Raw genomic sequence first — 22,346 nt, 5'->3', positions numbered from 1 at the left:
TAAAGTAACTGGAATGATCACGTGAGACTCATATTCGCAGGCCACTATTAATACCGTTTAATGTTTGCTTTTAGTACTCATCAAAAAGAGAGGTTAGTGTATGCAATAAGGGAAAAGGGGGCGCGTTGTCAACGGCCCCCTTTTATTGAAGACCTTAATCATTAGAAAGTTTTTTTAATATCAACACGGTAAGTATCATATTCGGTTGTGCTGCCATTAAAGTCCATATATTCAAAGCCAACCTGTACAGTCTTGGTTAACTGGCGATAATAGTTGAGGTAGCTACGGTCTCCTTCGCCAGTGCCGATGGGGCCGTCGATTTCCGCATGTTCATGGATTGCGCTAACCCAGTTGTTTTTATCAAAGTTATAGCGGACAGAGCCAGAGGTTACTGTACCGTCAACGCCATCATCATAGTTATGCCCTAAGCGAAAGCTGACCTTGCCTAATTGATAACGGGCACCGAGAGCGGCACGCCATTGGTTTTCGTCGCTGGTATCTTTATAAGATGCGAGCGCGATAGACGCGGCAAAGGGACCTTTGTTGTTATAGGCTAAGCGGCCAGCATAAAAGAAATCCGTCGATGATTCAGTTCTTAAGGGCTTATCTGCTTTCTCAACAGCAATTTTATAGCTAAAGCCTTCGCCAAACTTTTGTCCGTAGGCTATTTGTGGATTACGTTCGAGAGGGTTTGACGAGTGAATGTACCCAGTACTCGGCACTAGTGGCGCGGGCATCGCATCATCTACTGACTTGTGGTACGCCTCAAAATTACTGAAGGTACTCAGTGTTTGACCAAAGGTCCAGCCATTCCAGTTTATAACTGCATGACGAATACGGGGGACTAAATCTTTATCTTTTGTTTTGCCCGCGAAATCAAACTCGAGACGCCCCGTGGCTTTGCCCTCTGGGGTATCGGTTGAAGTTCTCAGATCAACTCGGGTCCGTCTGGCGGTCATATCAGAGACACTTCCAGCACCTTTTGTGTCCTGAACCGTTGTTTCTAGCTCTACAAAGCCACCAACTTTCCATTCAGTATCATTAATTTTTCCTGATAATCCAGCGAAGGCGGTAGAAGAGAGTGCTGTAGCACCGATGAGTATGCTGGCTTTAGTGAGTGTTTTTACATTCATCATGACTAAACCTTTGTTGTTTTTGTAGTTGAACTAGACCGCTTGACTGACAATTTGATGTTTCAGTACGTCACAATCGGTATGCCATTTCAGGTTGAAGGGGTCCTAATGGATATCGATGATCTAAGTTGTCTAAGCAACAATTATGCACTTAATAGATGTCTGGTCAACAAATAAAATTAACTTGTTAAGCTTGTTGATCAGTTTTCATTCATTTTTTCTAGCGATTTTCACAATACAAAGAAGGCTTTATATGTTTTAGAGTATTGCATTGTTCTTTTAAGTTGTTGTTATATATATTAAATTTATTTAATTGCTTTAGATTTATATTATCTGTTGTGTTTTTTTTGATACTTCTTGAAAAATAGTTGTTTTAACAATCTGTTTTTTTGTGTGGTTATAACTGGCTTTTTAGAGGTAATGACAAACAACGAGGCTGTTGTCGCGTTGTTTGTCATCAAAAGGTGTGTTGGTTATCGGGTCGTCTTTAGCTTTTTATATGAGGGGGTAAAAATTAGGGGTTGGTGTCCATACACCTACCAAACGCCAAACAACATCCCTTTGTTTCGGTATTTATTAGTGCGTTGTTCAACTGTCTGGTTACTGATAGTGGTACGCATTTTTAGGTGTCGTAACCAAGAATTGAGTGCGGTTTCCATTAGTTCTCTAACGTTTGCATGCTCATCGCAACTGCCTAGGTCAGATAGCTCCTGTGGATCATTGAGCATATCAAACAGTTGTGGCCGGAAGTGTTCATAATGTATGTATTTCCAGCGCTCATTTCTGACCATCAATGCGCGGGTTTCATCAGCTTTCATATCAAGCTCAAGACGCGCTGCACGCCATGCATAATCAGCCTCACTGAAGACAAAGGAACGCCATGAATCGATAGGCTTGTTATGTAAGTGGTCGAGTAGCGAGCGTCCTTCCAAAATATGATCGTAGCTTGGTGCGCCGGCAAAATCTAAAAATGTAGGTACAAGGTCGATTGATTCCACAAGATCATTGGAGATGGTTCCACGAGTGGAATCGGCATTACGAGAGGGATCGGCAATAATCAGTGGAATCCGTGCACTGGCTTCATGAAAAAGTTCTTTTTCTCCGAGCCAGTGGTCGCCAAGATAATCACCGTGGTCAGAGGTGAGCACGATGATGGTGTTATCGAGTTCTCCTTTGTCTTCTAGGAAGGCAACCATTCGTCCAATATGATCGTCTACTTGCGTAATCAGGCCCATATAGGTCGGAATGACGTTGTTGCGAACCTCCTCTTTTGAAAACTCGACGGATTCTTCATGGTGCATAAAGGCTTCTATGACCGGATGTACATTATCGAGCTCATTCTGGCTGCGGCAGGGGGGAATAACATCATCTACGTTGTACATGTTGTGGTAAGGGGCGGGGGCGATATAAGGCCAATGGGGTTTGATGTAGCTCAGATGTAAGCACCAAGGTTGATCACCTGTTTCTTCAATAAAGGCCATCGCTCGATCGGTGGTGTATGCCGTTTCTGAGTATTGTTCGGGGATACGGGCAGGTAAATGGCTATTACGCATATACCAGCCACTTAGGATCTCGCCGTCTGCACCCTCTGCTGCGTTTGTCCATTCATGCCACGGGTTTGCGCCTTCGAAACCCTGTTCTCTGAGGTATTTATTGTATTTTAGTTCCGGGTTAACTATCTGATCAGGGTGAAGACCATCATCTCTTTCATAGGGTTCAAAGCCACACTGACTGATTAATACACCTCGTGAAGAATTTGGATCTACGCCTAGACGAGACATTCCCTCTTCATCTCGCCGCATATGGGTCTTACCGACAACCGCAACACGGTAGCCTTCAGGTCTTAAATAATCACCTAATCCACGTTCGCTTAATTTTAATGGCACATTGTTATAGCTTGCCCCATGACTGAATGCATATCGGCCCGTGTAGAAAGACATTCGAGATGGGCCGCAAACGGGGGCCTGGCTATAGGCTCTGGAGAAATTCATTCCCCGCTGCGCTAACTTATCGATATTCGGTGTTTTTATCGTGGGGTGGCCGTTACAACCTAGGTAATCAGCACGTAGCTGATCAGCCATAATAAAGAGTATGTTTGGTTTTTTTTTCATCTCGGTCTTCTCTAAAAAGCTGTTCAGGGAGGGATGATCAATTAATTTAATTGTTAAGACAACTATTTTTATCACTCTATGATCTGGATATCAAATGTGGATTTTGCATGATTGTGACTGTGATGGATTCGGAAGGAGGCTCCGTTATCGCTTAAACCTAAGCAGAGCGGTCTATTGAGAGGGGGTTATCTTAAAATATTTATTTTAAGTTGTTCTACCAACTATAAAACTATTGGGCCTGGTAAATGCTGATATTCAGATAGCAGTGGCTTTGAATGCGTATACTTTCGATTCGGTAGCAACTGACCACATAATATTAATGTGCATAGGTCTTTTGGTAGGCTGTGGCGATTCACTATTAATATATATTTATCAATTAGTTATTTGTTTTTTCGGATCGTATTTAGTCATTTATCCTCGATTGTCTCTGTGTTTGTAAATGGTAGTCCATCTGTTGAAGTAGCTCTGTCTATGTTTGGCTCCATATATGAGATTGCTTGAAAGTCATCTTAAGACTTAGACTTGTGTAAATTATTTAGTTGTTTTAACATCTAATTATTGGCGATAGATACTCTCAATCTATCGCGTACTCTTCAGGCTAGAATAACAAACGGATTAGATGACATGACAAAGCGAATGACGGGTGGCGAAGCGATTATTCAGTCGGTTGTCGAGAATGGTGTTGATACTGTTTTCGGTATACCTGGTGCGCAAATCTATCCTCTGTATGACGGGATTTTTAAAGCCAACCTAAATTTGATTGTACCTCGACATGAGCAGAGTGCTGCCTATATGGCGATGGGGTATGCCAAATCTACGGGTAAAACGGGTGTGTTTTCCGTTGTGCCGGGACCTGGGATTCTCAACACCACCGCTGCACTGGTGACTGCAATGGGCGGCTGCGCCTCTATGGTGGGGCTGACCGGTCATGTGCCAACTTCTTTTCTGGGTAAGGGCCGTGGCCATCTGCATGAGTTGAGTGATCAAGCTGGCACGCTGAAAACATTAATTAAAGATGCCGTACATATCGATCATAACCAATCTATTTCTCGGCAGGTAAATGGTGCTTTTCATACTGCACGAAGTGGGCGGCCTGGGCCGGTCACAGTTGAAATGTGCTGGGATACGATGGCGGCGGATTATGATGTTGCCATTGAAGCTGCGGATCAGACTCCAGTGTATCCGGCTATTAACCTTGACGAAGTTAATGCTGCTGTTGAGTTGTTGGCCGGAGCTAAAAAACCAATGATTATGTGCGGTTCGGGCGCACAACATGCGGCTGAAGAAGTGATGGCGCTGGCTGAATTATTGAATGCACCAGTGTCTGCTTTCAGAAGTGGACGAGGGATTGTACCGGAAGACCATCCACTGGGGGTTGCGCCGGTTGCAGCCCGAGAATTATGGGACGATGTGGATGTATTAATTGGCTTAGGCACACGTCTAGAGATGCCCTATATGCGCTGGCAAAACTATCTTGAATATAAACAGAAACCTGATGGTGGCCCTAAGCTAATTCGTGTCGATATCGACGCACATCAAATGGAAGTGTTTATCCCAGACGTCGGTGTGGTTGCTGATACGGCTGAAGTCTGCCGGTTGCTGGTGGATAAATTGGCGAATCGTGTTTCACCGGATGCCAATCGCATCGATGAGATTGCTACTGCTAAAGCAGTTGCTTGGGATGCCATTCAGAAGCTTAGTCCGCAGTTGGATTACTTTAATGTTATTCGTCAGGTTATGCCTAGAGATGGTTTGTTTATTCCTGAGCTATCGCAGATGGGCTTTACGGCCTACACCGGAGCTTTGCCTATTTTAGGTGCTAGAACCTTTATTGAAGGTGGTTATCAAGGAACTCTAGGATACGGTTTTCCAACAGCTCTTGGGGTTAAGGTGGCCCATCCGGATAAGGCAGTATTGTCTATTTGTGGTGATGGAGGCTTTATGTTCGGCGTACAGGAATTGATAACGGCAGCAGAAAACAATATAGGTTTGGTGACAATCGTATTTAATAATCAGGCCTACGGTAATGTTCGTCGGGATCAGAAAATGGGCTTTGGTGGTCGTCTTTGTGGCTCTGAACTGCAAACGCCAGATTTTGTTAAGATGGCGGAGAGTTTTAACGTTGCGGGTTATCGGGTTACCTCACCAGCAACACTGAAACCGGTGCTAGAGCGTTGTATTAATGCAAATAAACCGGCGTTAATTGAGGTAGTCGTTGAGCGAGGTGCTGAAACCTCTCCTTGGGAGTTTATCCATATGAATAAACGTATTCAGGATAAATAAATAGAGACGAGATATGCGGATGTAAACGTCAGTTTTGACTTTTACTAGAGCGTCAATATAGCTAAACCACCAGAGAGAGCCAATATGAAGCATTATCGGATGACAGTGAATGGGCAGTCGCTGGATAGTCATGAGTCTATTCGTGTTATTAACCCTGCAACGGGTAACGTTTTTGCAACCTGTGCACAAGGGACTGCTGAGACAGTTGAACAGGCGGTTATGGCTGCGCGTCAAGCGTTTCCAGCTTGGAGTAAGTTACCCGATGAAGACCGTCAGGCTTTAATACATCAACTCGGTGATTTGCTTGAAGCGCATAGAACTGAGTTGGCGGAACTACTTACGTTGGAAACAGGTAAGCCATTGGAAGGGCTGAATGGTGTGGGCGCTAATATGGAACTGATGGGCGCGATTGGTTGGAGTCATGCTACTGCTGATTTAACACTTAAGGTTGATACGATTCAGGATGACGATGAGGCCTTAGTTGAGGTGCATCGTAAACCGATTGGCGTAGTTGCCTCGATTACCCCTTGGAACTGGCCTCTAATGATTGCTATCTGGCATATAGTGGCAGCCTTACGAGTGGGGAATACGGTCGTTATTAAACCCTCAGAGAATACACCACTAGCGACCTCTCGATTTGTTGAGTTGGCTAGCACGTTGCTGCCGCCTGGGGTTTTAAATTTAGTGAATGGTTATGGCGATATTGGTCATGCGCTTACAAGTCATGAGGATGTGAATAAAGTTGTTTTCACAGGCTCTACCGGCACGGGCAAGAAAATAATGTCCAGTGGTGCCAGTAATCTCAAACGTATGGTTTTGGAATTAGGTGGTAACGATGCGGCGATTGTATTGCCGGATGTGGAGCCTGCAGCGGTGGTGGCAGACCTTTTTGCGGCGGCTTTTCACAATAACGGTCAGACCTGCGCCTGCTTAAAGCGTCTGTATGTTCATGAAACTCTTTATGATGAAATTTGCTCAGGCTTGGCATCATTGGCGTCCCAAGTGAGAGTAGGTGATGGACTTAATGAGACGACTGCGCTCGGGCCGTTACAAAATCAGATGCAACTTGAAATTGTTGAAGCCTTGGCTGCATCAGCAAAAGCTGATGGTGGACGTTTTCTTGCCGGGGGGAAGCGAATAGAAGGGAATGGCTTCTTCTATCAACCGACTATTGTTGCGGGATTGACCAACGGCAGTGAACTGGTAGATAAAGAGCAGTTTGGTCCCATCTTACCGGTGATTAAATATCACACTATTGAAGAGGCCGTTCAATTGGCAAATGACAACCCTAATGGTTTAGGGGGCTCTGTCTGGTCTTCAGATGAGCGAGCTGCAGCACAAATAGCTGCACAGCTTGAATGTGGTATTGCTTGGGTTAACGGCCATGGTGGTTTACAGCCGGATGCTCCCTTTGGTGGGGTAAAACAATCGGGTATAGGTGTTGAGTTCGGCAGTTACGGGCTTAACGAGTGTACTACGATACAAACGATTAAAGTTCAGCGTTAGTTTCGATTTCTTGGTTTCACCTGTCGATTGGTTCATCCCTTTGGGCAGGTGCTTTTTAATACAAAAGCAATAAGTATGTATTGACTGTCGGGAACGACGAAAACTTTAATTCAGGTGGTATTGTTTGAAGAGCGAACTTTTTAGCCGAAGCCGTGTTTTATCCAAACAGTGAGACTGATACCATAATCTATAGCATCGACCTTCCTGCTGAGCGGGGGCATGCTTCCCTCTATGATCCACCCCATACCGGCTCTTCTGGCCACTGACACTAGATCTATTAGGTCTGCTTTGCCAAATTAAGCCATGCGATACCATCGATAAACACCATCTCTCTTGATTATCCTGCCTTGATCTTATTGGTTCGCATCCTCTGTTTTGCCTCCAGAAACTTACGCTGTCTGTGTCGATTGTTTGACAATAATACTTTATTGAATAACGGTTTAATTGGTCGAGAAGCTATTATCCGCAATCCTAATAGAGTGTTTCACTAAAATGCTCAACCACAAAACCGAGCGTTACCAGAACGTATTATTGATATAGATGAATACCTTTTCAGGTGGATGTTACGTCTCCAATAGAAGGCTTAACCGGCAAACCTTAAGGCGCTTCATTAGTGCTGAAGTTATCGTTTACCGGCATTTTAGGGGTGGCAGTTTTTTTTGGGGGGGGTGGCTGAAAACGCACTTACTCTTGATGACATTTGAGTCGGTTAAATCGATATGCTTTGGTGTCGTTGGTATGCCTGTATTTAAGGAAAGGCACAAATATGTAGGTAGCCGAATGTCATGGGGCTAAGCCGCTAGAGACTAAATTGGTGCTGGGCTCACCTAACACTTTACTGGCGAGATTAATGTGCTTTTCGATCAGGGTTACCTGTTCGCTCGAGCGTTATTGTATCCGCTGAGATGTCGGAATAGCGTTGTGGATAATCGATTATTGCTACTGTGAGATGTAACGAACTAAAGGAGCGACTAGAGGATATTATCGATTGGTCTTTTAGGTCTCTGTCTAGCTCATCGATGGAAAGGCACTGTGGTTAGTGGCTTGATTAATCAGTTTACAATAAAAAAGGCCAGTACAGATCGTTCTGTACTGGCCAAAAATCCCGTTGGTGCGGGGTGCTACTAGGGTTAATTCTTTGAGCTTTTAGCAAAGAAGAAAATGACAAAAACGGACAGTGCTAATAATCCAATAGACGTTGGGCTGTTGAATAAAAACCATGGGTCACCGCCGGTTGAATCGAAAGCTTGTCGGGCACCTGACTCTAACTTGCCTGCAAGCATATAAGCGATAACAAATGGCAGTGGTGAGATACCAGTTTTTCTAAATAGATAACCCAGTACGCCAAAGCCCAATGTATACCAGATAGCATTAATATCGGTTTCTTGTGAATAGATTGCCGTGAGCGAGAGCAGCAATACAATCGGTAAAATGTACTGTTTTGGTGCTCTGGTCATAATGCCCATGGCGCGCATGAAGGCACCGCCAATGGTCCAGTTTAGAAAGTTTGCGAATAGCATGATGGTAAATAAGCCAAAAGCGATCACCAGTTCTGGATTAATCTCTTCTACCGTGAATCTAAAGACTGAGGGGCCAGGATTGAAGCCGCCTATGGTCTCTGTTGCTAGGATGAGAAATACGGCGGCAGCATTACCTGGAATACCTAAAGATAAGACAGGAATCAGATTCGAACCAGACACTGCCGAATTTGCCGCTTCGGTTGACGCGATGCCTTGGATGGCGCCTTCACCAAACTTGGGGTCATCGGCGTGCTTTCTGTTTTGATAAAGTTTTTTACCGGTTGCATAGCCCAGAGTTGCTGCTAATGTCGAGCCGATACCAGGCAGAGCGCCAATAATAGTGCCAATAATGGCTGAATTGCGAATATAGGGCAGAATGATAATAATATCAGAGAGGGTGAGCTTGTTTGATGTTGAGTTAACAGCATTCTGGGGTTTGGTCCGTGGGTATTTATCTAACCATAGTTCTTCAATACCTTTAAATACTTCGCCGATAATCAGTACCCCCAAAATAACAGAGACAATTGGGAAGCCTGATGAAATGGACTCTATATCGCCGGTTAGCCGAGGATAGAAATCCTCACCGGTTCCAATATAAGCGATGAGCATACCTAGGCTCATACTAATAAGTCCTTTCGCGACTGAGTTACCCACAATTGCGGCGATAAACGACAGCGACAAAATGATTAATGCTGTTTTTTCTGGAAAGTCTAGATAGGACTCGACCAAAATGGCTAAAAACGGTGCGCAGGTAAAAAGTACTAGGTCAGAAAAGGTATCACCGGAGACGGATGAAAAATGAGCCACCCGTAGCGCCTTTCCGGATTGTCCTTTGGTGGTCATAGGATAGCCATCGAGAGTGGTCATGTAAGCATCGGGCGTTCCTGGTGTATTAAATAGAATCGCCGGTACTGCTCCTCCGATAGTAGAACCTTTCATAATCCCGATCAAAAAACCCATCACGGGTAGTAACGCATCAGGATTATAGCCAAACACGGAGATGAGTATTGGTAGCGAAACCGCCATTGCCATTGGCCCGGCGAGTCCTGGTGTGGCGCCCACTAAGATGCCTAATAGTAGGCCGCCAAAGACCATCACGATAGTAACTGGGATGCCGATACCGAATAGCTCGAACATGGCTGGGCCTTGAAAGACCGCGAGCACACCCATCCAAATATAATCTAGAGTATCCATCAAAAATCACCATTAGGAGGCAGCAAAATATTATCAAAAGGCACGTCATAGATGAGAATCAGAGTCACTACGGCAGCAAGGGCGATAAACATCGCTTTTAGGCTGAACTTGCGTTCCATCAAACAGATTAGACTGAACAGCATAAAGAGTCCGCCGGTGACATAGCCGATATACTTCCATGGTGCACTATCGCGCAACAGGCGGTAGCTGCTCTCTTCGTTTAAAATCCCCAGTAGCTTAGCCGTTTCGACGATCCAGGTTCCCGACCAATGCATGACATTAATCGTTACGACAAATAGACAGAACAATAGCAGTAGATATTTCATGTTATCGAAAGACAGCTCGATATCGGTATTGGCTCGTAACGATTGAAAGAACAAGAGTAGACCGGCAAAGATTAGTAATGCTGCAGCTATAGAAGGAGCTAATGCGTCACCTAGACGGACTCTTGAACGAACCTTTTCGAACAGGCCCGTTTCAACATCTGCGGGGATCCAAACAAATAAAATTATGCAGCCCAGAGCAATTGTTAAGAGTCCTATTGCCAGATTTGGATTTCTTTTAAACAGGCTGATCATATGATTACCTAATGAAAATATTTGAACAATAATGTGCGATATCGGTTAATTACTGTCGTACGTTGCCAATGGTGATTAGCAAAGTACAACAGTGAATATAGCCCGAGATCGATTACTCTGCAGCGGCGGCTAGCAAGGCTTTAGCGTTAGTTGATGTTGTAGCGAGGCTATTATTGAGTTCGTCACCGACTAATACTGTGGTTTTAGAAAACACCTTGGTAATGAACTGATGTGCTTTGGTTGATGGGTCTTGAACAACTGTGCTTATCGCCTCAGAAAGTGCAATGCGGGCCTCTTCAGGCAGGTTTGCTGGGGCAATAAATAGGAAGTAGCCATAGGCATTGAACCGTTTTAATCCAAGGTCGCTTAACAATGGCGCATCTGGTGAAATGCTCAGCGGTTCGCCAATGGCTGAGGCGAGGTTGACCATGTCTCCGGCGGCAACAGCTTTATTTTGAATGCCTGCAACTAAGCCCACATCGATATCATCGGCATTAATACCGTTCATGACAGCTTTGCCGCCTTTAACACTGATGATATTAAATTCTACATCATTGGCTTTGCCCAATAAGTACGCGAGGTCGGCTAGCATGGGAGCCATAACCCCAAACTTGATTTGTTTACCGGCTTTCGCGTCAGCAATCACATCGTGCATGCTGTTCCAGCCACGATTAGATTTGGCCACAATGCCGGTTTGGAAACTTGCTGTTGAGGCTAGTGGAGTAAAGTCCTCAAGTTTTAACTTAGCTCGAGGCGCTGCTAGCATGTTGTATCCCATCGTTTCAGCAACGACCATCCCGATAGAGGTACCATCATTGGGTGATTTTTTTAGGGACGCGGCCAGGTTTAAGCCGCCTTTTCCGGTCGCTTGTTCCGGAATGACTTGCCAGCCATAACGGGATTCTAGTGCTTCTGCAATGAGTCTCGCTTGCGTATCGGCACCGCCGCCAGCTTTGAATCCAATTTTTAATGTGATGGGGCCTGATGGTTGCCAGTCGGCCATGGCTGAAGTGCTTGTCATACCTAGTAGTAATGAGAATGAGAGGCATAGAGCGGCTGAGAGAAGCGGTAGTTTTTTCATTTTATTCTCGCTTTTATTTCTTATTGTTAAGTTAAAACGTTGAGGTCGCCATTATCAATGGCGTTTTTGTTTAGGTTACTGATTGCGGGCCACGCCTAAGCAATCACGTTGTAAATCAATTTAGATGTTAACTGTTGTTTTGTCAACCAATAATCATGGTGGGGTATGTTGTCAGCATATTAGAGTTAGTATTGTTTTAGATATATTCTAATTTTTTTATAATATATTTTAAATAAATCAAGTGCTTATGTTTGTTTTTATTTGCTCTGAAAGTGTGCTGTTAAATGAATATTAGATCATGTTTAGTCGTTAATTTTACGATTAATTAACTACATATTGTCAATCATAGCAGGTTTATTTGTTGACTAGACAACTTAATGGCTGGTATTTTTAGAGGCAATTGATTGGAAGACTCTTTCTGTTATGAGTGTTTCTGCATACCGTCACTTAAGGAGGTCTTATGCCTGTTAAGAATATTCTGTGCGCATATAACGGAAGCCCAGCATCTGAAGCGGCTTTGAAAGCGTCAATTTTGATGCATAAAAAATATGCGGCACATCTGACTGGTTTTTTTGCTCATGGTTGCTTGAGTGTTGATACCGGGCTGCGTTCATGGATGCCTCAAGCATTATGTGAATCTGTGTTGCAGGTTGAGTCGGGTTTTAATGCGAAAGTTAAGCAGCAGTTTTTGGCCAGTGTTGAAGGTCAGGTTGCGCCGGATAAGTTGCACTGGATCTCTGAGAAAGGCCGTTCAGATGCCACTGTGGCAGAATATGCCCGTTTATTTGATGTTACCGTTGTTGGCCAGTTCGACCCGCTACTCGGCCGTGAACACCTCGAGCTACACCCCGATCAGATCGCCTTAAAAAGTGGCCGTCCGGTGTTGGTGTTTCCAAGGGGGTGGGATCAAAACGAAATACCGGATCATGCGGTGCTCGCTTGGGATGGAAAACGTACAGCAACTCGAGCATTAGCTGATGCCATGCAGATTCTTGAAACCAAAAAAAGGATTACCGTTTTGACGGTGGCAACAGGGAAGGCATGTAAGCCTTTGCAGGGCATCGATGTTGTCGAAGCGTTACGGCGACACGATGTTGAGGTTGAGTTGGTGACTATCTCACCAAAGGGACGCTCGGTTGGCGACAGTATTCTCGATTACTGTGATCAGGTAGGTGCTCGGTTGCTCGTAACGGGGGCTTATGAACATAGTATGTTTAGAGAAGATCTAGTCGGCGGTGTGACGGATACTCTGGTTAGAAAAGCGAATATTCCAGTATTGATGTCACATTAAGAGGTTAATTTATCAATGACCTACAGCACCGTAATAAGCTTGATTGAGTTTGACCCTTTACTCTATTGCATTGCGTTTATAGTGATTGTTTTAGCAACTATTATGCAAAGTGCCGTTGGGATGGGATTTGGCATGCTGGCGGCACCCGTATTCTTGTTGATTGATCCGGCACTAGTACCGGGTGTCATATTGATTATTGGTGTGCCATTAGGCATATGGGTGACTTGGCGAGATCGAGCTTTTGTTGTTGTAAGCGAGTTGAAGTCAGCACTTATCGGCCGTTTAGTTGGATCGTTGGTTGCGGCGCAATTAATGGCGTCATTGCTTAGCCCCGAGTCTTTTAAGGTGCTTTTTTCGGTTGTAATTCTATTGATTGTACTGCTGAGCATCTTTCGTATATCGCCAGTGTTGAGTCTTCGCAATCTTTTCGCTGCAGGTCTAGTCTCTGGTATTACCGGAACAGTTGCTGGGCTTGGAGGCCCGCCTATGGGATTGATTTACCAGCATGGTTCGGGTGAAAAAGTAAGAGGTACATTGAATGCGATTCTTGCTTTTGGTGGTGTTGTCTCGTTGGTTGTGCTGGTGTTTTATCACTTAATTACCTTGAAAAGCCTTGTCTATGCCGTGGGGTTATTGCCTGGACTGTTGATCGGAATGAAAATGGCGCCTCTGGTTGAGCACTTTGTTAATCAACGTTTCAGACCTGTTATTTTAGGCGTTTGTGGCCTGTATGCGATATTCACGTTGGTGACGGCGATTTATTAAGTATTTGGGCGCTAAATTTCTTTATCTACACATAGCGCTCGTATGAGCAGGCAAGCGATAAATGTTGCGGTCAGTACTTAATTAGGTGATAATAGTTGTCAAGACAACTTAAATATAGTGTTGATTGCTTTCCTTAACAGCGCCTTTCTTAATTTATTTGCTATCTGGTGAATCATGGAAAACACAAATTTAGTCATATTATTGTCCGATGAGCACAGCCCTTTGGTCTCTGGTTTTCGTGATGATCCTTTTGTGTCTACGCCAAACCTAGATCGCTTAGCAAATCAGGGAACGCACTTTACAGCGGCTTACAGTAATTCACCTATTTGTGTGCCTGCTCGTGCAGCGTTAGCGACCGGTTTGCATACTCATCAGAATGAGTACTGGGATAATGCCTTTGGCTATGATGGTAAGAAAAGATCATGGGGTCATGTGCTTCAGCAAGAAGGTGTGAGGGTCGAATCGATAGGAAAGCTTCATTATAAAAGTGCAGAAGATCCTTGTGGTTTTGACCAGCAACATTTGCCGATGCACGTTAAAGGTCCAGGAATGCTCTGGGGATTATTACGTAACCCGCTTCCTGTATTTGAAAAACAAGCGGGAGGCATGCTTAGGCCTATTGGGGCTGGTTATTCGGAATACAATCAATATGACGAAAGCATCACTGCGAAAGCCTGTCATTGGCTTGAGCAGGTGAGTCGTGAAAACACGGAGAGACCTTGGGTTCTGTTTGTTGGCTTAGTTGCGCCTCATTTTCCATTGACCGTCCCCGAATCATTTATTAAACCCTATTTGGCGATGGACCTCCCCGAGCCGAGATTACGTCCAGAATCTGGTTATGTACGCCACCACTGGGTGGCTGATATGGCTTACAGCCAACCGGTAGATGAAAGCCTGTCTGCTGATGAGCGAAGAATGGCGTTGGCTAGCTACTATGGCTTGATCTCATTTATGGATCGTCAGGTGGGCTTGATTCTTGATCAGCTAGAAATGACGGGTTTGGTAAATAATACCCGAATCATTTATAGCAGTGATCATGGTGACAATATGGGGGTTCGAGGCTTGTGGGGTAAGTGCACTATGAATGATGAGTCGGCGGGGATTCCGATGATTATTAGTGGCCCAGGCATCCCCAGAGGGCATAAAGTCGATACGCCAGTTACGCTGGTGGATTTATACCCGACGGTATTGGAGGCGGTCGGGGTAGAAGACCGAACCCCGGATCAATACGATCGTAGCCATAGCCGCTCGTTGTTACAAATGGCAAATGATTCCGATGACGCAGACCGCCTTATATTAGCTGAATATCACGCAGTGGGCTCTCGCTCTGCTGCCTATATGCTGCGCAACAAGCGGTATAAGTATATCTATTACCTCGATTACGAACCTGAGTTATTTGATATGCAGAATGATCCAGGCGAGGAGGATAACCTTGCCGGCTTAGCTGAACATGCAAAAACTCTTATGTTTTTTGAGCAAAAGTTAAGAAGTATGCTCAGCCCAGAAGCGATTGATGCCAAAGCAAAGTCAGATCAGGCAGCTTTGATCGAACAATATGGAGGTCGCGAGGCATGTCTTGAGGGTGGACCAAAAGGGGCGACACCGGTACCAACGTTGAGGCCTCACGAGCAATAAATATGATCGAGGCATTCGTTTAGGGTTGATAGGGAATCCGGATTGACTGACTTTACGCGATGGCTATTTAGCTGGGCGTTTTAACCATTATTAGTATTTAGGTTTTAATTATGACAACACTAAAAAACTGTTTCAATATTGATGATCTTGGACGTCTGGCTAGAAAGCGTCTTCCGGTTCCGGTGACTGATTATGTGGAAGGAGGCGCTGATGATGAGGTGTCGTTGGCCAATAATATCTCTGCATTTAGTCGTTATCAAATTGTGCCTAAGGTGCTACAGGATATCAGTGCGCTGACCACTGCGACAGAGGTGATGGGCTGCAAGATACCGCATCCTTTTTATATTTCGGCAACCGGCTTCTCTGGCATGATGTGTCCAACGGATGCTGAATTAGCGGGAGTTCGAGCTGCAGCATCTCGTCGCACGTTATACACAGCATCTACTTTTTCCAATCTGCCACTTGAGGATATTGCCGAGGCTAGCCCATGCAACAAGTTATTTCAGGTGTATGTTCTTAATGATCAAGCATTGAGTAGTAAATTATTGGAACGGGCTGAGAAAGCGGGATATAAAGGTCTCTGCTTAACAGTGGATACGGTCGTGGGGGGGAATCGCGAACGGGATGCCCGAAGTGGGTTGGCTATTCCGCCGCGACTAACCTTGAAGTCAATGTTTCAGTATATGATGCGTCCAGCATGGACGATTAAATACTTGTTGAGTTCGAACTCAATGTCATTGGGGAACTTCCCCGAGTTGCCACAACCATCAATGGGTGACTCCCAAGCCTTTACGCAAGCCCTTGGCACGCTGTTCAAAAAAGACCTAACTTGGGACGATGCGAAGAAGATGATTGATAGCTGGGAAGGGCCCTTTGCCATTAAGGGGATTATGTCAGTCGCTGATGCGCTTAAAGCAAAAGAGGTCGGAGCAACTGCCGTGATTTTATCGAATCATGGTGGGCGTCAACTTGATGGTACACCGGCGCCAATTGAGCTTGTTGAAGAGGTTCGCGCCGCTGTTGGTCCTGATATGGAAATTATAGTTGATGGCGGTATTCGTCGTGGAACCGATATTTTTAAAGCGATTGCGTTAGGTGCTAATGCCTGCAGCATTGGTCGAGCCTATGTGCGGGGGCTATCAGCTGGCGGGCAGGAAGGCGTTGAGAAAGCATTAGATATTCTCACGTCTGAATTTGAGCGTTGTATGATCTTAGCCGGTTGTTCTTCACTGGAAGAAATTGGTCCTCAGCATATTCGCAAACGTATTAATGATTGATCAAGCAACTATTTTTGAAGCCCTGCTCATGTAGGGCTTTTTTTTGGGATAAAAATGAGTTATCTATATGAAAAAAATAGAGTTATAAGTTAACGTTGTTTCAGGTTATATGTTGTAGAGTCGAAATAGGCGTTTCTGTTTTCTGTTTTATTTGTTGTTCAACCTTCTATTCTTACCGCTTTTATCATTGGTCTTCTGTTCAACTGTCTTTAAACTCTGTTGAAATGTCATCTTTCGTTAGTTTATAAGAAAAATAGTATCGGTGTTATAGATTAGTTTTTTTAATGTCTTAAGTAAGAATAGCTCGCTTTTTATACGTAGAAATAGAGGTATTATCAAGTTATTGAATAAACTCAAAAGTGGTCACTATATGGATAATCATAACCGAAATATGATGAGGGTGTTGCGTGCTAATCCTGAACTACGGCAACAACTTATAAACCTAAGAAATCTGGGGCGTGCGGGCAAACGAGTATTGGGTTATATCACCCGTATTTTAACACTGCGTTTACCCTTTCTAGCTCATCCTTCCTACCACCTGCATGGCTGACAGATGCTTCTAGCTGTTCGAGTTTAGTTTTGCCATAGTGTCAGAGGTCGTGGGAATTACCGCACAGGTTTGAGTAGTTTAAGGGCTTTTAATGTGGGAGTGCTTAAACAAGTAGTTAAAAGGCAGGGTGGATATCCACCCTGTGAATCGATTTGCTAGTCGTTTAGGCAGGACCTGATGGCGTTCCAAGTGGCAACATATCATCGGGTCTAGCGTTAATCATATCGGTTAATTCTTGCTGCACTGATTTGTAATCGGGATTGTCGAAAAGGTTTTGCATCTCATGAGGATCATTAACCAGATCATACATTTCACCAGCGCCTGATTGTTGTTCAAGAGTTAGCTTATGGGTTTTGGTTCTGGCCAGTCGCAGGGTTAGGTTTAAACCGATACGTCCTGGTAACAGGTCCCATTCGTTTAAGGCGAAATCACGGGATGCATTGTCTGTTTCAATTAACGGGCGTAGCGATTGACCATGCTGCTCAGATAGTGGAGACGCATTGGCATAGTCAATGAGTGTCGGACTCAAATCCATTGTTGATACGGGCTCGCTTACCACTTTATTGCTTGGTACGCCTGGGCCTTTGACAATCATTCCAACTCTTAACAAGCCTTCATAATGAGCTGGTCCTTTTAGATAGAGACCGTGATCACCCATCAAATCACCGTGATCGGTGGTGAAGATAACGATGGTATCTTCTTCTAGCCCGGACTCTTGAAGGCTCAGTAGTATTCGTCCTACATTATGATCAATCAGAGAGATCATGCCGTAGTAATTGGCGGTCATCTCTCGAAGTTGCTGATCGGTTTGTGGGTCAATCCGGCTAAATTCTCGCCGAACTCGTCTTGACTCTGCAGTACCACCTTTAGGGTCTGTTTCGACGGATGCACGGTGCCACCAAGGGCGTTTGTCAAAATCCCGGGTTCTATGTTCTGGGATGTCTACTTCGTCGGGGTGGTGCATATAGCACCAAGGGGCAGGCGCATCGAAAGGATGATGGGGGTCGGGGATAGAGGCCCACATGCAAAACGGTTGATCGCTTTTTGCCGCGTCTTTAATGTAATCGATAGTTCTATCTGCAACCCAGGTAGTGTTATGAAAGGCTTCTGGTAGGGCTGAATTGAATGTTTGTGCAGCCGTTGATATTGGCGGCAGTTTTGTATGGTATTGCTCAATGCGTCGTTCGCCCATGCCGTTGGCATGGAAAAAACGCTCATAGTGTTGGCCTTCAGGAGGCTTATTGGGAAGAAAATAGTTATGGCCGGTCATCATCAGCTCAACATGCTGGAAGCCCATATAGGGGCCGTTCCAGTTTTCAGACATGGAGCGAGTTGTGGTGGTGCATTCCGGTGTACCGGTCGGCTGAAACGTATGATAGGTCGCAAAATGGGCTTTGCCAATAAAGCTTGTGTTATAGCCTGCGGCTGCGAGTGCGCCGGCAAATCCTTTTTCGCCGATTGCCGGGTTGAGGTCGATCCCATTGTCATGCACGCCATGAGTTCTTGGCAGAAGCCCCGTTAAGATTGATGCGCGCGATGGCTGACAGACAACATTGGGAGTTATACAGGCGTTGAAACGCGTACCCATACTGGCCATCTCATCTAGATGGGGAGTACGAACTTTTCGGCCTTCAAATCCATAACAATCTCCTCGATGCTGATCGGAGGTGATGATTAATATATTGGGTTGTTTTTTTTGCATGTTATGTAGCCTCTACATCCTTCAGATTAATACGGGCTCCTAAGAAATTTCATAAAAGATAGCGGAGTGTATTGATAGATATTATGTTGTCTTAACAACAAAAAGTGTAGTTGGTTAATGGTTGTTTTGTCAACAATATTTTTTGATATGAAAATGATTGAATAAAACATCATTATGGTTGAGAGAGGCGCTAGCGGTAAGGTGTATTAACGAAGGAGGGGATGGCCGAATAACAGCGAGGTACAGGCGCATTGCGCGCCTGTGATACGAGCGTTTTACTTTTCTTCAGCTTCTTTCAATAGAATATCTGATTGCCCTTGCAACTGTTCAACTAACTCAAATAGCATGGCTGTTTCGCCAGGGGTGAATTTTTCCAGTAAGAGCTCATGGCGTCTAACGCTTTGAGTGTAAAGTTGTTGCTGTAACTCTCGACCTTTATCCGTTAATGCAAGCTTTACACGACGGGCATCTTTTTGATCGGGCATTTTGGTAATCATGCCCTGTTCTAATAAACTGTTGACTGATCGGCTAATCCAGCCTTTATCGATTTTAGTCAGGTTGGTGATTTCTGAGATTGAAACGGTCGTGTTCTGGGCAATTACCGCTAAGATTCGATGGTCGGTAATACCGATGCTGAAATCTTTTTCGAGTTCAATGCTAACAGCACGGGTAATAGTGTTGGCCAAGGTGGTAAGTTTAAACGCGATTAATTGTTGTAGCTTTAAATAGTTGAGACTTGAGTTGTCCATGTTTTGAGCCTAAACGCTATTTATTGATAGCTGATATAAAGATATATCGCCGTATTATGTTGTTGATATTAACGAAATATCGTTGTTATAGCTAACTAATTTAGGCGTTACATGTTGTTAAATAGAGCTCAGATCAATGTGAATATCTCGACGCTAGGCACGTTGTGAATAAGCCCCTCCTCCTAGGGTGCTCTAAGAAAACGATTACATCACATTATCTTAAGGCTGGAAATGGTCAGCGCCCATATACACTCTCCACGATACTGGGGGTTCATTGCATGCCGAACGGGTACAGTCTGAGAGCCCGTAAAGGATATACGTTTACGAAATTACTGCTATGCGTACTCTTGCTGGGGGTCCCTCGATTTGGCCTACGCAATCATTATGAACTTCCCTCATGTGCTAGAAGGCAAAGGTTTAGCTCGAAAGTTATTCGCAGAAGAGACGTTAGCGAATTAAGTAAACCTGGGCTTTTATCACTGGTTCCCTAGATTCCAGAATGAGAATGTTTGTTACAGATTGATTATATGTAAAATCCTAATTCTGTTTCTCATAAGGGGCGGTTTTTATTCGTAGTAGTCGATGTAGTATGGCGTTTTCCACTGAGGCAAGAGCGGTTGCCTAGTGAGCTATCGGGAGCAAAACTGACTATGTCACTCAAACAATTACAGCGTGCACGGGCTTTAGATCTGCCTTCGAGAGCAGCAATGCTTTACCGCGAACCGTCAGTACAGCAGTTTTGGAATAAAAATCGAGAATTACTCAGCCATGCGTGGAAAGAGTGGGAGGGCGATGAGAAAGGTAATTTGATTCCTCTGGACAGCTCGCTGCTGAATAAAGATTTGAACAATGCGGTTATGCTGGCGTGGGAACATCCAGAGAAAGAGCTTGGTGTGCAAGAACTGTGGCAGGAAGTTGCTCCTGATGTTTTTCAGTGCCAATTCTTCGACCCGGATCGTCTTGCAGATTTACGAGGCTATCTAGACCATGTATGGGATGCGCAAATTCCGTTAAGACCGCCCTATGGTATTGTGCTCAACCGGGGCGGAGCGATGCTTGATCGCCGATCTGAGGGGTATCTTGCAGCACCAAGTTTTCAAGCCTTTTATGGTGAACTGCTGAATACCTATATGCGCCCGATCGCCCGCCTTTTGTTCCCTGAAACGATGGGTTACGACACACAGACCCTCGGTTTTTCTATTCATTACCAGCCAAGCACGGATGCATCAATTCAGCTGCATACCGATGCTTCTGCCGTTACTCTTAACATTAATCTGAACCTGCCAGGTGAAGAGTTTACCGGTTCATCGGTCGATTTTTTCGACCCAACCACGAACAAAATGAACGGTCTAAATTTCAAACCGGGCATTGCTATGATTCACCGTGGCAGAGTTGCTCATGCTGCTCAACCGATAACAAGTGGTCAACGCACTAACTTAATATTTTGGTTGTATGGGGATCGTGGGCAACTCCCACCTCAATCGGCTGCGCGTGTTGCTATCGATGCCAAAAAACGCTGGACGTTGCCAACAGTAGCGCTTGACGACTATGCCCCGTTTTAAGTATTTGTATCTATTAAGTTATTTTCAATAATTTATATAAAGTGATTGGCTGAATTTTCATATTATCAATTAAAAGTTCAGTTGTTAGTGTTGACTTCGTTTGTGTGAATTCAAATCAATAGAAGTAAGTCTTCACTCACTGATTGAAGATAATCGAAAATACATCGGAGAAAAATAATGGCTTATTACTCAGTTTTAGATGTGACACCTACCAGTGACGATTGGATTCCGGCCTATTCAGCCGTTTCAGATACACTGGTTTCTAAGCATGGCGGTCAGTATATTGCCCGTACTAGTAACCATGAACGCCTGGAAGGCGAGGGGGAGGGTGCTGCAATGCGGATCGTGATTGTGTGGCCATCTAGACAGGCGGCTCTGGATTTTATCAATGATCCTGAATATCAACCTCATTTGAAGGCCCGTACAGCGGGGTCTATCAGTAATCACTACCTCATCGAAGGTCTTGGCGATCGGTCCTGAGTATAAACTGGTTACGCTTAAGCACTTATTTATCCAATGCTTAATTAGGATACCCTTTATCTGGCTCAACTTCTCTTTGCTTATCATTTACTGTTGTAGCAACAAGTATCGGTACACCTGATTGGCTATTTCTCCAGATGGGGCGCCAGATTTCGTTATTCACGCTACGGTTATCTTCTTGAGTCACTTGAAGCTCCTCGGGCGGAGTTTGATAGGTGTGGCTGTTGCTCCTGCAGCACGTCAAGTGCCGGTTTTAACCGCTCGGCCCCGAACCGCGAGTTTTAGGCTCTTTGAAATAGCCTTTAACCCGCGCTTGGCGTATTTTGGCAACGCCTCTATCGAAATCTATATCATCCCAGCCGAGTGCAATGAGTTTCGATACACGCACGCCGGTCCAGAAAGCAAACTTCATCATAGTGACTTCCTGATAACGTTGGGTTGAGAGTATCTTAGTCATCTCAGATTTCAGAACAGGATCGGGCGCTTGTTTCATTACCTTGCGGTTTTCAATGAGTGAGAGTGGGTTGGTAGTAATAACGCCATCGGCTACAGCATCTTTAAAAATGCCTCTAAACATGATCATCATTGCATTAATGGTTTTGTTTTTAAGGTTGTTCAGATAGACCGCCGCCCATTGCTCAACCTCTGTTTTAGTCATTTTCATTGGCACGGCCAGAGAACAACCTTGCTGAAATAGATGCCGTTGTTAGTAGGTGAATGTAAAGTGATTTCATATTGAGAACCTCTTTATCAAGTTGATAAAGGGATTTGCCACTAAAAAAATAATGCAAGTCACCGCCCAAGTGCTGACGTGTAAAATCACCGACGACAGGGACACTCATTTCTGCCAAAATTAGGATCATAAGTTCGACCTTACCCACACAATAATACCCAGGATGGGTAAGGCATTCATACAATGGAATCGTTTC

At 44.6% G+C, this 22,346-nt stretch carries 19 protein-coding genes; 9 read left to right on the top strand and 10 right to left on the bottom strand.

Going from position 1 to position 22,346, the window contains the following annotated elements; all coding sequences use genetic code 11:
* Window positions 1-161 precede the first annotated feature (161 nt).
* Window positions 162-1,136 carry a DcaP family trimeric outer membrane transporter gene (locus ACN0T0_RS16445; RefSeq protein WP_417227817.1) on the bottom strand — a complete coding sequence of 325 codons (975 nt, stop codon included), beginning with the start codon at window positions 1,134-1,136 and terminating at the stop codon, window positions 162-164.
* 533 nt (window positions 1,137-1,669) lie between these two features.
* Window positions 1,670-3,244, bottom strand: coding sequence for a sulfatase-like hydrolase/transferase (locus ACN0T0_RS16440; RefSeq protein ID WP_417227816.1), 1,575 nt, complete (start codon window positions 3,242-3,244; stop codon window positions 1,670-1,672).
* A gap of 624 nt (window positions 3,245-3,868) precedes the next feature.
* On the opposite strand from ACN0T0_RS16440, the gene ACN0T0_RS16435 reads away from it, so the two are divergent.
* Both ACN0T0_RS16435 and ACN0T0_RS16430 read left to right on the top strand, forming a co-directional pair.
* Entirely contained in the window at window positions 3,869-5,527 is a 1,659-nt protein-coding gene (locus ACN0T0_RS16435; protein WP_417227815.1) for a thiamine pyrophosphate-dependent enzyme, read from the top strand.
* Window positions 5,528-5,611: 84 nt separating this feature from the next.
* The gene (locus tag ACN0T0_RS16430; protein WP_417227814.1) at window positions 5,612-7,033 is read left to right on the top strand and encodes an aldehyde dehydrogenase family protein; all 1,422 of its coding nucleotides are present in this window, start codon (window positions 5,612-5,614) and stop codon (window positions 7,031-7,033) included.
* A 1,130-nt stretch (window positions 7,034-8,163) separates the two neighbouring features.
* Here the strand turns inward: ACN0T0_RS16430 and ACN0T0_RS16425 are convergent.
* The 3 genes from ACN0T0_RS16425 to ACN0T0_RS16415 form a co-directional block, all read right to left on the bottom strand.
* On the bottom strand, window positions 8,164-9,690 hold the full coding sequence (locus tag ACN0T0_RS16425; protein WP_417227813.1) for a tripartite tricarboxylate transporter permease: 1,527 nt from the start codon (window positions 9,688-9,690) through the stop codon (window positions 8,164-8,166).
* A 56-nt stretch (window positions 9,691-9,746) separates the two neighbouring features.
* Entirely contained in the window at window positions 9,747-10,325 is a 579-nt protein-coding gene (locus ACN0T0_RS16420; RefSeq protein ID WP_417227812.1) for a hypothetical protein, read from the bottom strand.
* A 112-nt stretch (window positions 10,326-10,437) separates the two neighbouring features.
* Complete coding sequence (locus ACN0T0_RS16415; RefSeq protein ID WP_417227811.1) at window positions 10,438-11,406, bottom strand: Bug family tripartite tricarboxylate transporter substrate binding protein; 969 nt, start codon at window positions 11,404-11,406, stop codon at window positions 10,438-10,440.
* 460 nt (window positions 11,407-11,866) lie between these two features.
* Between ACN0T0_RS16415 and ACN0T0_RS16410 the strand changes: the two genes are divergently transcribed.
* From ACN0T0_RS16410 to ACN0T0_RS16390, 5 genes are all read left to right on the top strand, one after another.
* Window positions 11,867-12,697, top strand: a complete 831-nt coding sequence (locus tag ACN0T0_RS16410) for a universal stress protein (protein ID WP_417227810.1) — start codon at window positions 11,867-11,869, stop codon at window positions 12,695-12,697.
* A 15-nt stretch (window positions 12,698-12,712) separates the two neighbouring features.
* Entirely contained in the window at window positions 12,713-13,462 is a 750-nt protein-coding gene (locus ACN0T0_RS16405; protein WP_417227809.1) for a TSUP family transporter, read from the top strand.
* Between the two features lie 174 nt (window positions 13,463-13,636).
* Entirely contained in the window at window positions 13,637-15,097 is a 1,461-nt protein-coding gene (locus tag ACN0T0_RS16400) for a sulfatase-like hydrolase/transferase (RefSeq protein WP_417227808.1), read from the top strand.
* Between the two features lie 110 nt (window positions 15,098-15,207).
* Window positions 15,208-16,374: an alpha-hydroxy acid oxidase gene (locus ACN0T0_RS16395; RefSeq protein WP_417227807.1), complete on the top strand. Its 1,167-nt coding sequence runs from the start codon at window positions 15,208-15,210 to the stop codon at window positions 16,372-16,374.
* A 370-nt stretch (window positions 16,375-16,744) separates the two neighbouring features.
* A complete protein-coding gene (locus ACN0T0_RS16390; RefSeq protein WP_417227806.1) occupies window positions 16,745-16,924 on the top strand; it encodes a hypothetical protein in 180 nt (59 codons plus the stop codon).
* A gap of 163 nt (window positions 16,925-17,087) precedes the next feature.
* Here the strand turns inward: ACN0T0_RS16390 and ACN0T0_RS16385 are convergent, their stop codons facing one another.
* Both ACN0T0_RS16385 and ACN0T0_RS16380 read right to left on the bottom strand, forming a co-directional pair.
* On the bottom strand, window positions 17,088-18,626 hold the full coding sequence (locus ACN0T0_RS16385; protein WP_417227805.1) for a sulfatase-like hydrolase/transferase: 1,539 nt from the start codon (window positions 18,624-18,626) through the stop codon (window positions 17,088-17,090).
* A 275-nt stretch (window positions 18,627-18,901) separates the two neighbouring features.
* Window positions 18,902-19,375: a MarR family winged helix-turn-helix transcriptional regulator gene (locus ACN0T0_RS16380; protein ID WP_417227804.1), complete on the bottom strand. Its 474-nt coding sequence runs from the start codon at window positions 19,373-19,375 to the stop codon at window positions 18,902-18,904.
* Window positions 19,376-20,025: 650 nt separating this feature from the next.
* Here ACN0T0_RS16380 and ACN0T0_RS16375 point away from each other — a divergent pair.
* Complete coding sequence (locus ACN0T0_RS16375) at window positions 20,026-20,937, top strand: 2OG-Fe(II) oxygenase family protein (RefSeq protein WP_417227803.1); 912 nt, start codon at window positions 20,026-20,028, stop codon at window positions 20,935-20,937.
* A 177-nt stretch (window positions 20,938-21,114) separates the two neighbouring features.
* The gene (locus ACN0T0_RS16370; RefSeq protein ID WP_417227802.1) at window positions 21,115-21,417 is read left to right on the top strand and encodes a DUF1330 domain-containing protein; all 303 of its coding nucleotides are present in this window, start codon (window positions 21,115-21,117) and stop codon (window positions 21,415-21,417) included.
* A 40-nt stretch (window positions 21,418-21,457) separates the two neighbouring features.
* Here the strand turns inward: ACN0T0_RS16370 and ACN0T0_RS16365 are convergent, their stop codons facing one another.
* From ACN0T0_RS16365 to ACN0T0_RS16355, 3 genes are all read right to left on the bottom strand, one after another.
* Window positions 21,458-21,604, bottom strand: coding sequence for a hypothetical protein (locus ACN0T0_RS16365; protein WP_417227801.1), 147 nt, complete (start codon window positions 21,602-21,604; stop codon window positions 21,458-21,460).
* A gap of 66 nt (window positions 21,605-21,670) precedes the next feature.
* Window positions 21,671-22,081: a tyrosine-type recombinase/integrase gene (locus tag ACN0T0_RS16360; protein WP_417227800.1), complete on the bottom strand. Its 411-nt coding sequence runs from the start codon at window positions 22,079-22,081 to the stop codon at window positions 21,671-21,673.
* Window positions 22,068-22,298, bottom strand: coding sequence for a hypothetical protein (locus tag ACN0T0_RS16355; protein WP_417227799.1), 231 nt, complete (start codon window positions 22,296-22,298; stop codon window positions 22,068-22,070). The genes ACN0T0_RS16360 and ACN0T0_RS16355 overlap by 14 nt, the downstream gene beginning before the upstream one ends.
* Window positions 22,299-22,346 lie beyond the last annotated feature (48 nt).

It is taken from the genome of Amphritea sp. (assembly GCF_048266285.1).
Classification (GTDB): domain Bacteria; phylum Pseudomonadota; class Gammaproteobacteria; order Pseudomonadales; family Balneatricaceae; genus Amphritea.
This window is presented reverse-complemented; position numbering and strand designations above follow the sequence as displayed.

What these genes read in the sequence shown, in the direction of transcription:
- ACN0T0_RS16445 (WP_417227817.1), bottom strand. Translation starts at nt 1,136, where the DNA reads ATGATGAATGTAAAAACACTCACTAAAGCCAGCATACTCATCGGTGCT.
- ACN0T0_RS16440 (WP_417227816.1), bottom strand. Translation starts at nt 3,244, where the DNA reads ATGAAAAAAAAACCAAACATACTCTTTATTATGGCTGATCAGCTACGT.
- ACN0T0_RS16435 (WP_417227815.1), top strand. Translation starts at nt 3,869, where the DNA reads ATGACAAAGCGAATGACGGGTGGCGAAGCGATTATTCAGTCGGTTGTC.
- ACN0T0_RS16430 (WP_417227814.1), top strand. Translation starts at nt 5,612, where the DNA reads ATGAAGCATTATCGGATGACAGTGAATGGGCAGTCGCTGGATAGTCAT.
- ACN0T0_RS16425 (WP_417227813.1), bottom strand. Translation starts at nt 9,690, where the DNA reads ATGTTCGAGCTATTCGGTATCGGCATCCCAGTTACTATCGTGATGGTC.
- ACN0T0_RS16420 (WP_417227812.1), bottom strand. Translation starts at nt 10,325, where the DNA reads ATGATCAGCCTGTTTAAAAGAAATCCAAATCTGGCAATAGGACTCTTA.
- ACN0T0_RS16415 (WP_417227811.1), bottom strand. Translation starts at nt 11,406, where the DNA reads ATGAAAAAACTACCGCTTCTCTCAGCCGCTCTATGCCTCTCATTCTCA.
- ACN0T0_RS16410 (WP_417227810.1), top strand. Translation starts at nt 11,867, where the DNA reads ATGCCTGTTAAGAATATTCTGTGCGCATATAACGGAAGCCCAGCATCT.
- ACN0T0_RS16405 (WP_417227809.1), top strand. Translation starts at nt 12,713, where the DNA reads ATGACCTACAGCACCGTAATAAGCTTGATTGAGTTTGACCCTTTACTC.
- ACN0T0_RS16400 (WP_417227808.1), top strand. Translation starts at nt 13,637, where the DNA reads ATGGAAAACACAAATTTAGTCATATTATTGTCCGATGAGCACAGCCCT.
- ACN0T0_RS16395 (WP_417227807.1), top strand. Translation starts at nt 15,208, where the DNA reads ATGACAACACTAAAAAACTGTTTCAATATTGATGATCTTGGACGTCTG.
- ACN0T0_RS16390 (WP_417227806.1), top strand. Translation starts at nt 16,745, where the DNA reads ATGGATAATCATAACCGAAATATGATGAGGGTGTTGCGTGCTAATCCT.
- ACN0T0_RS16385 (WP_417227805.1), bottom strand. Translation starts at nt 18,626, where the DNA reads ATGCAAAAAAAACAACCCAATATATTAATCATCACCTCCGATCAGCAT.
- ACN0T0_RS16380 (WP_417227804.1), bottom strand. Translation starts at nt 19,375, where the DNA reads ATGGACAACTCAAGTCTCAACTATTTAAAGCTACAACAATTAATCGCG.
- ACN0T0_RS16375 (WP_417227803.1), top strand. Translation starts at nt 20,026, where the DNA reads ATGTCACTCAAACAATTACAGCGTGCACGGGCTTTAGATCTGCCTTCG.
- ACN0T0_RS16370 (WP_417227802.1), top strand. Translation starts at nt 21,115, where the DNA reads ATGGCTTATTACTCAGTTTTAGATGTGACACCTACCAGTGACGATTGG.
- ACN0T0_RS16360 (WP_417227800.1), bottom strand. Translation starts at nt 22,081, where the DNA reads ATGAAAATGACTAAAACAGAGGTTGAGCAATGGGCGGCGGTCTATCTG.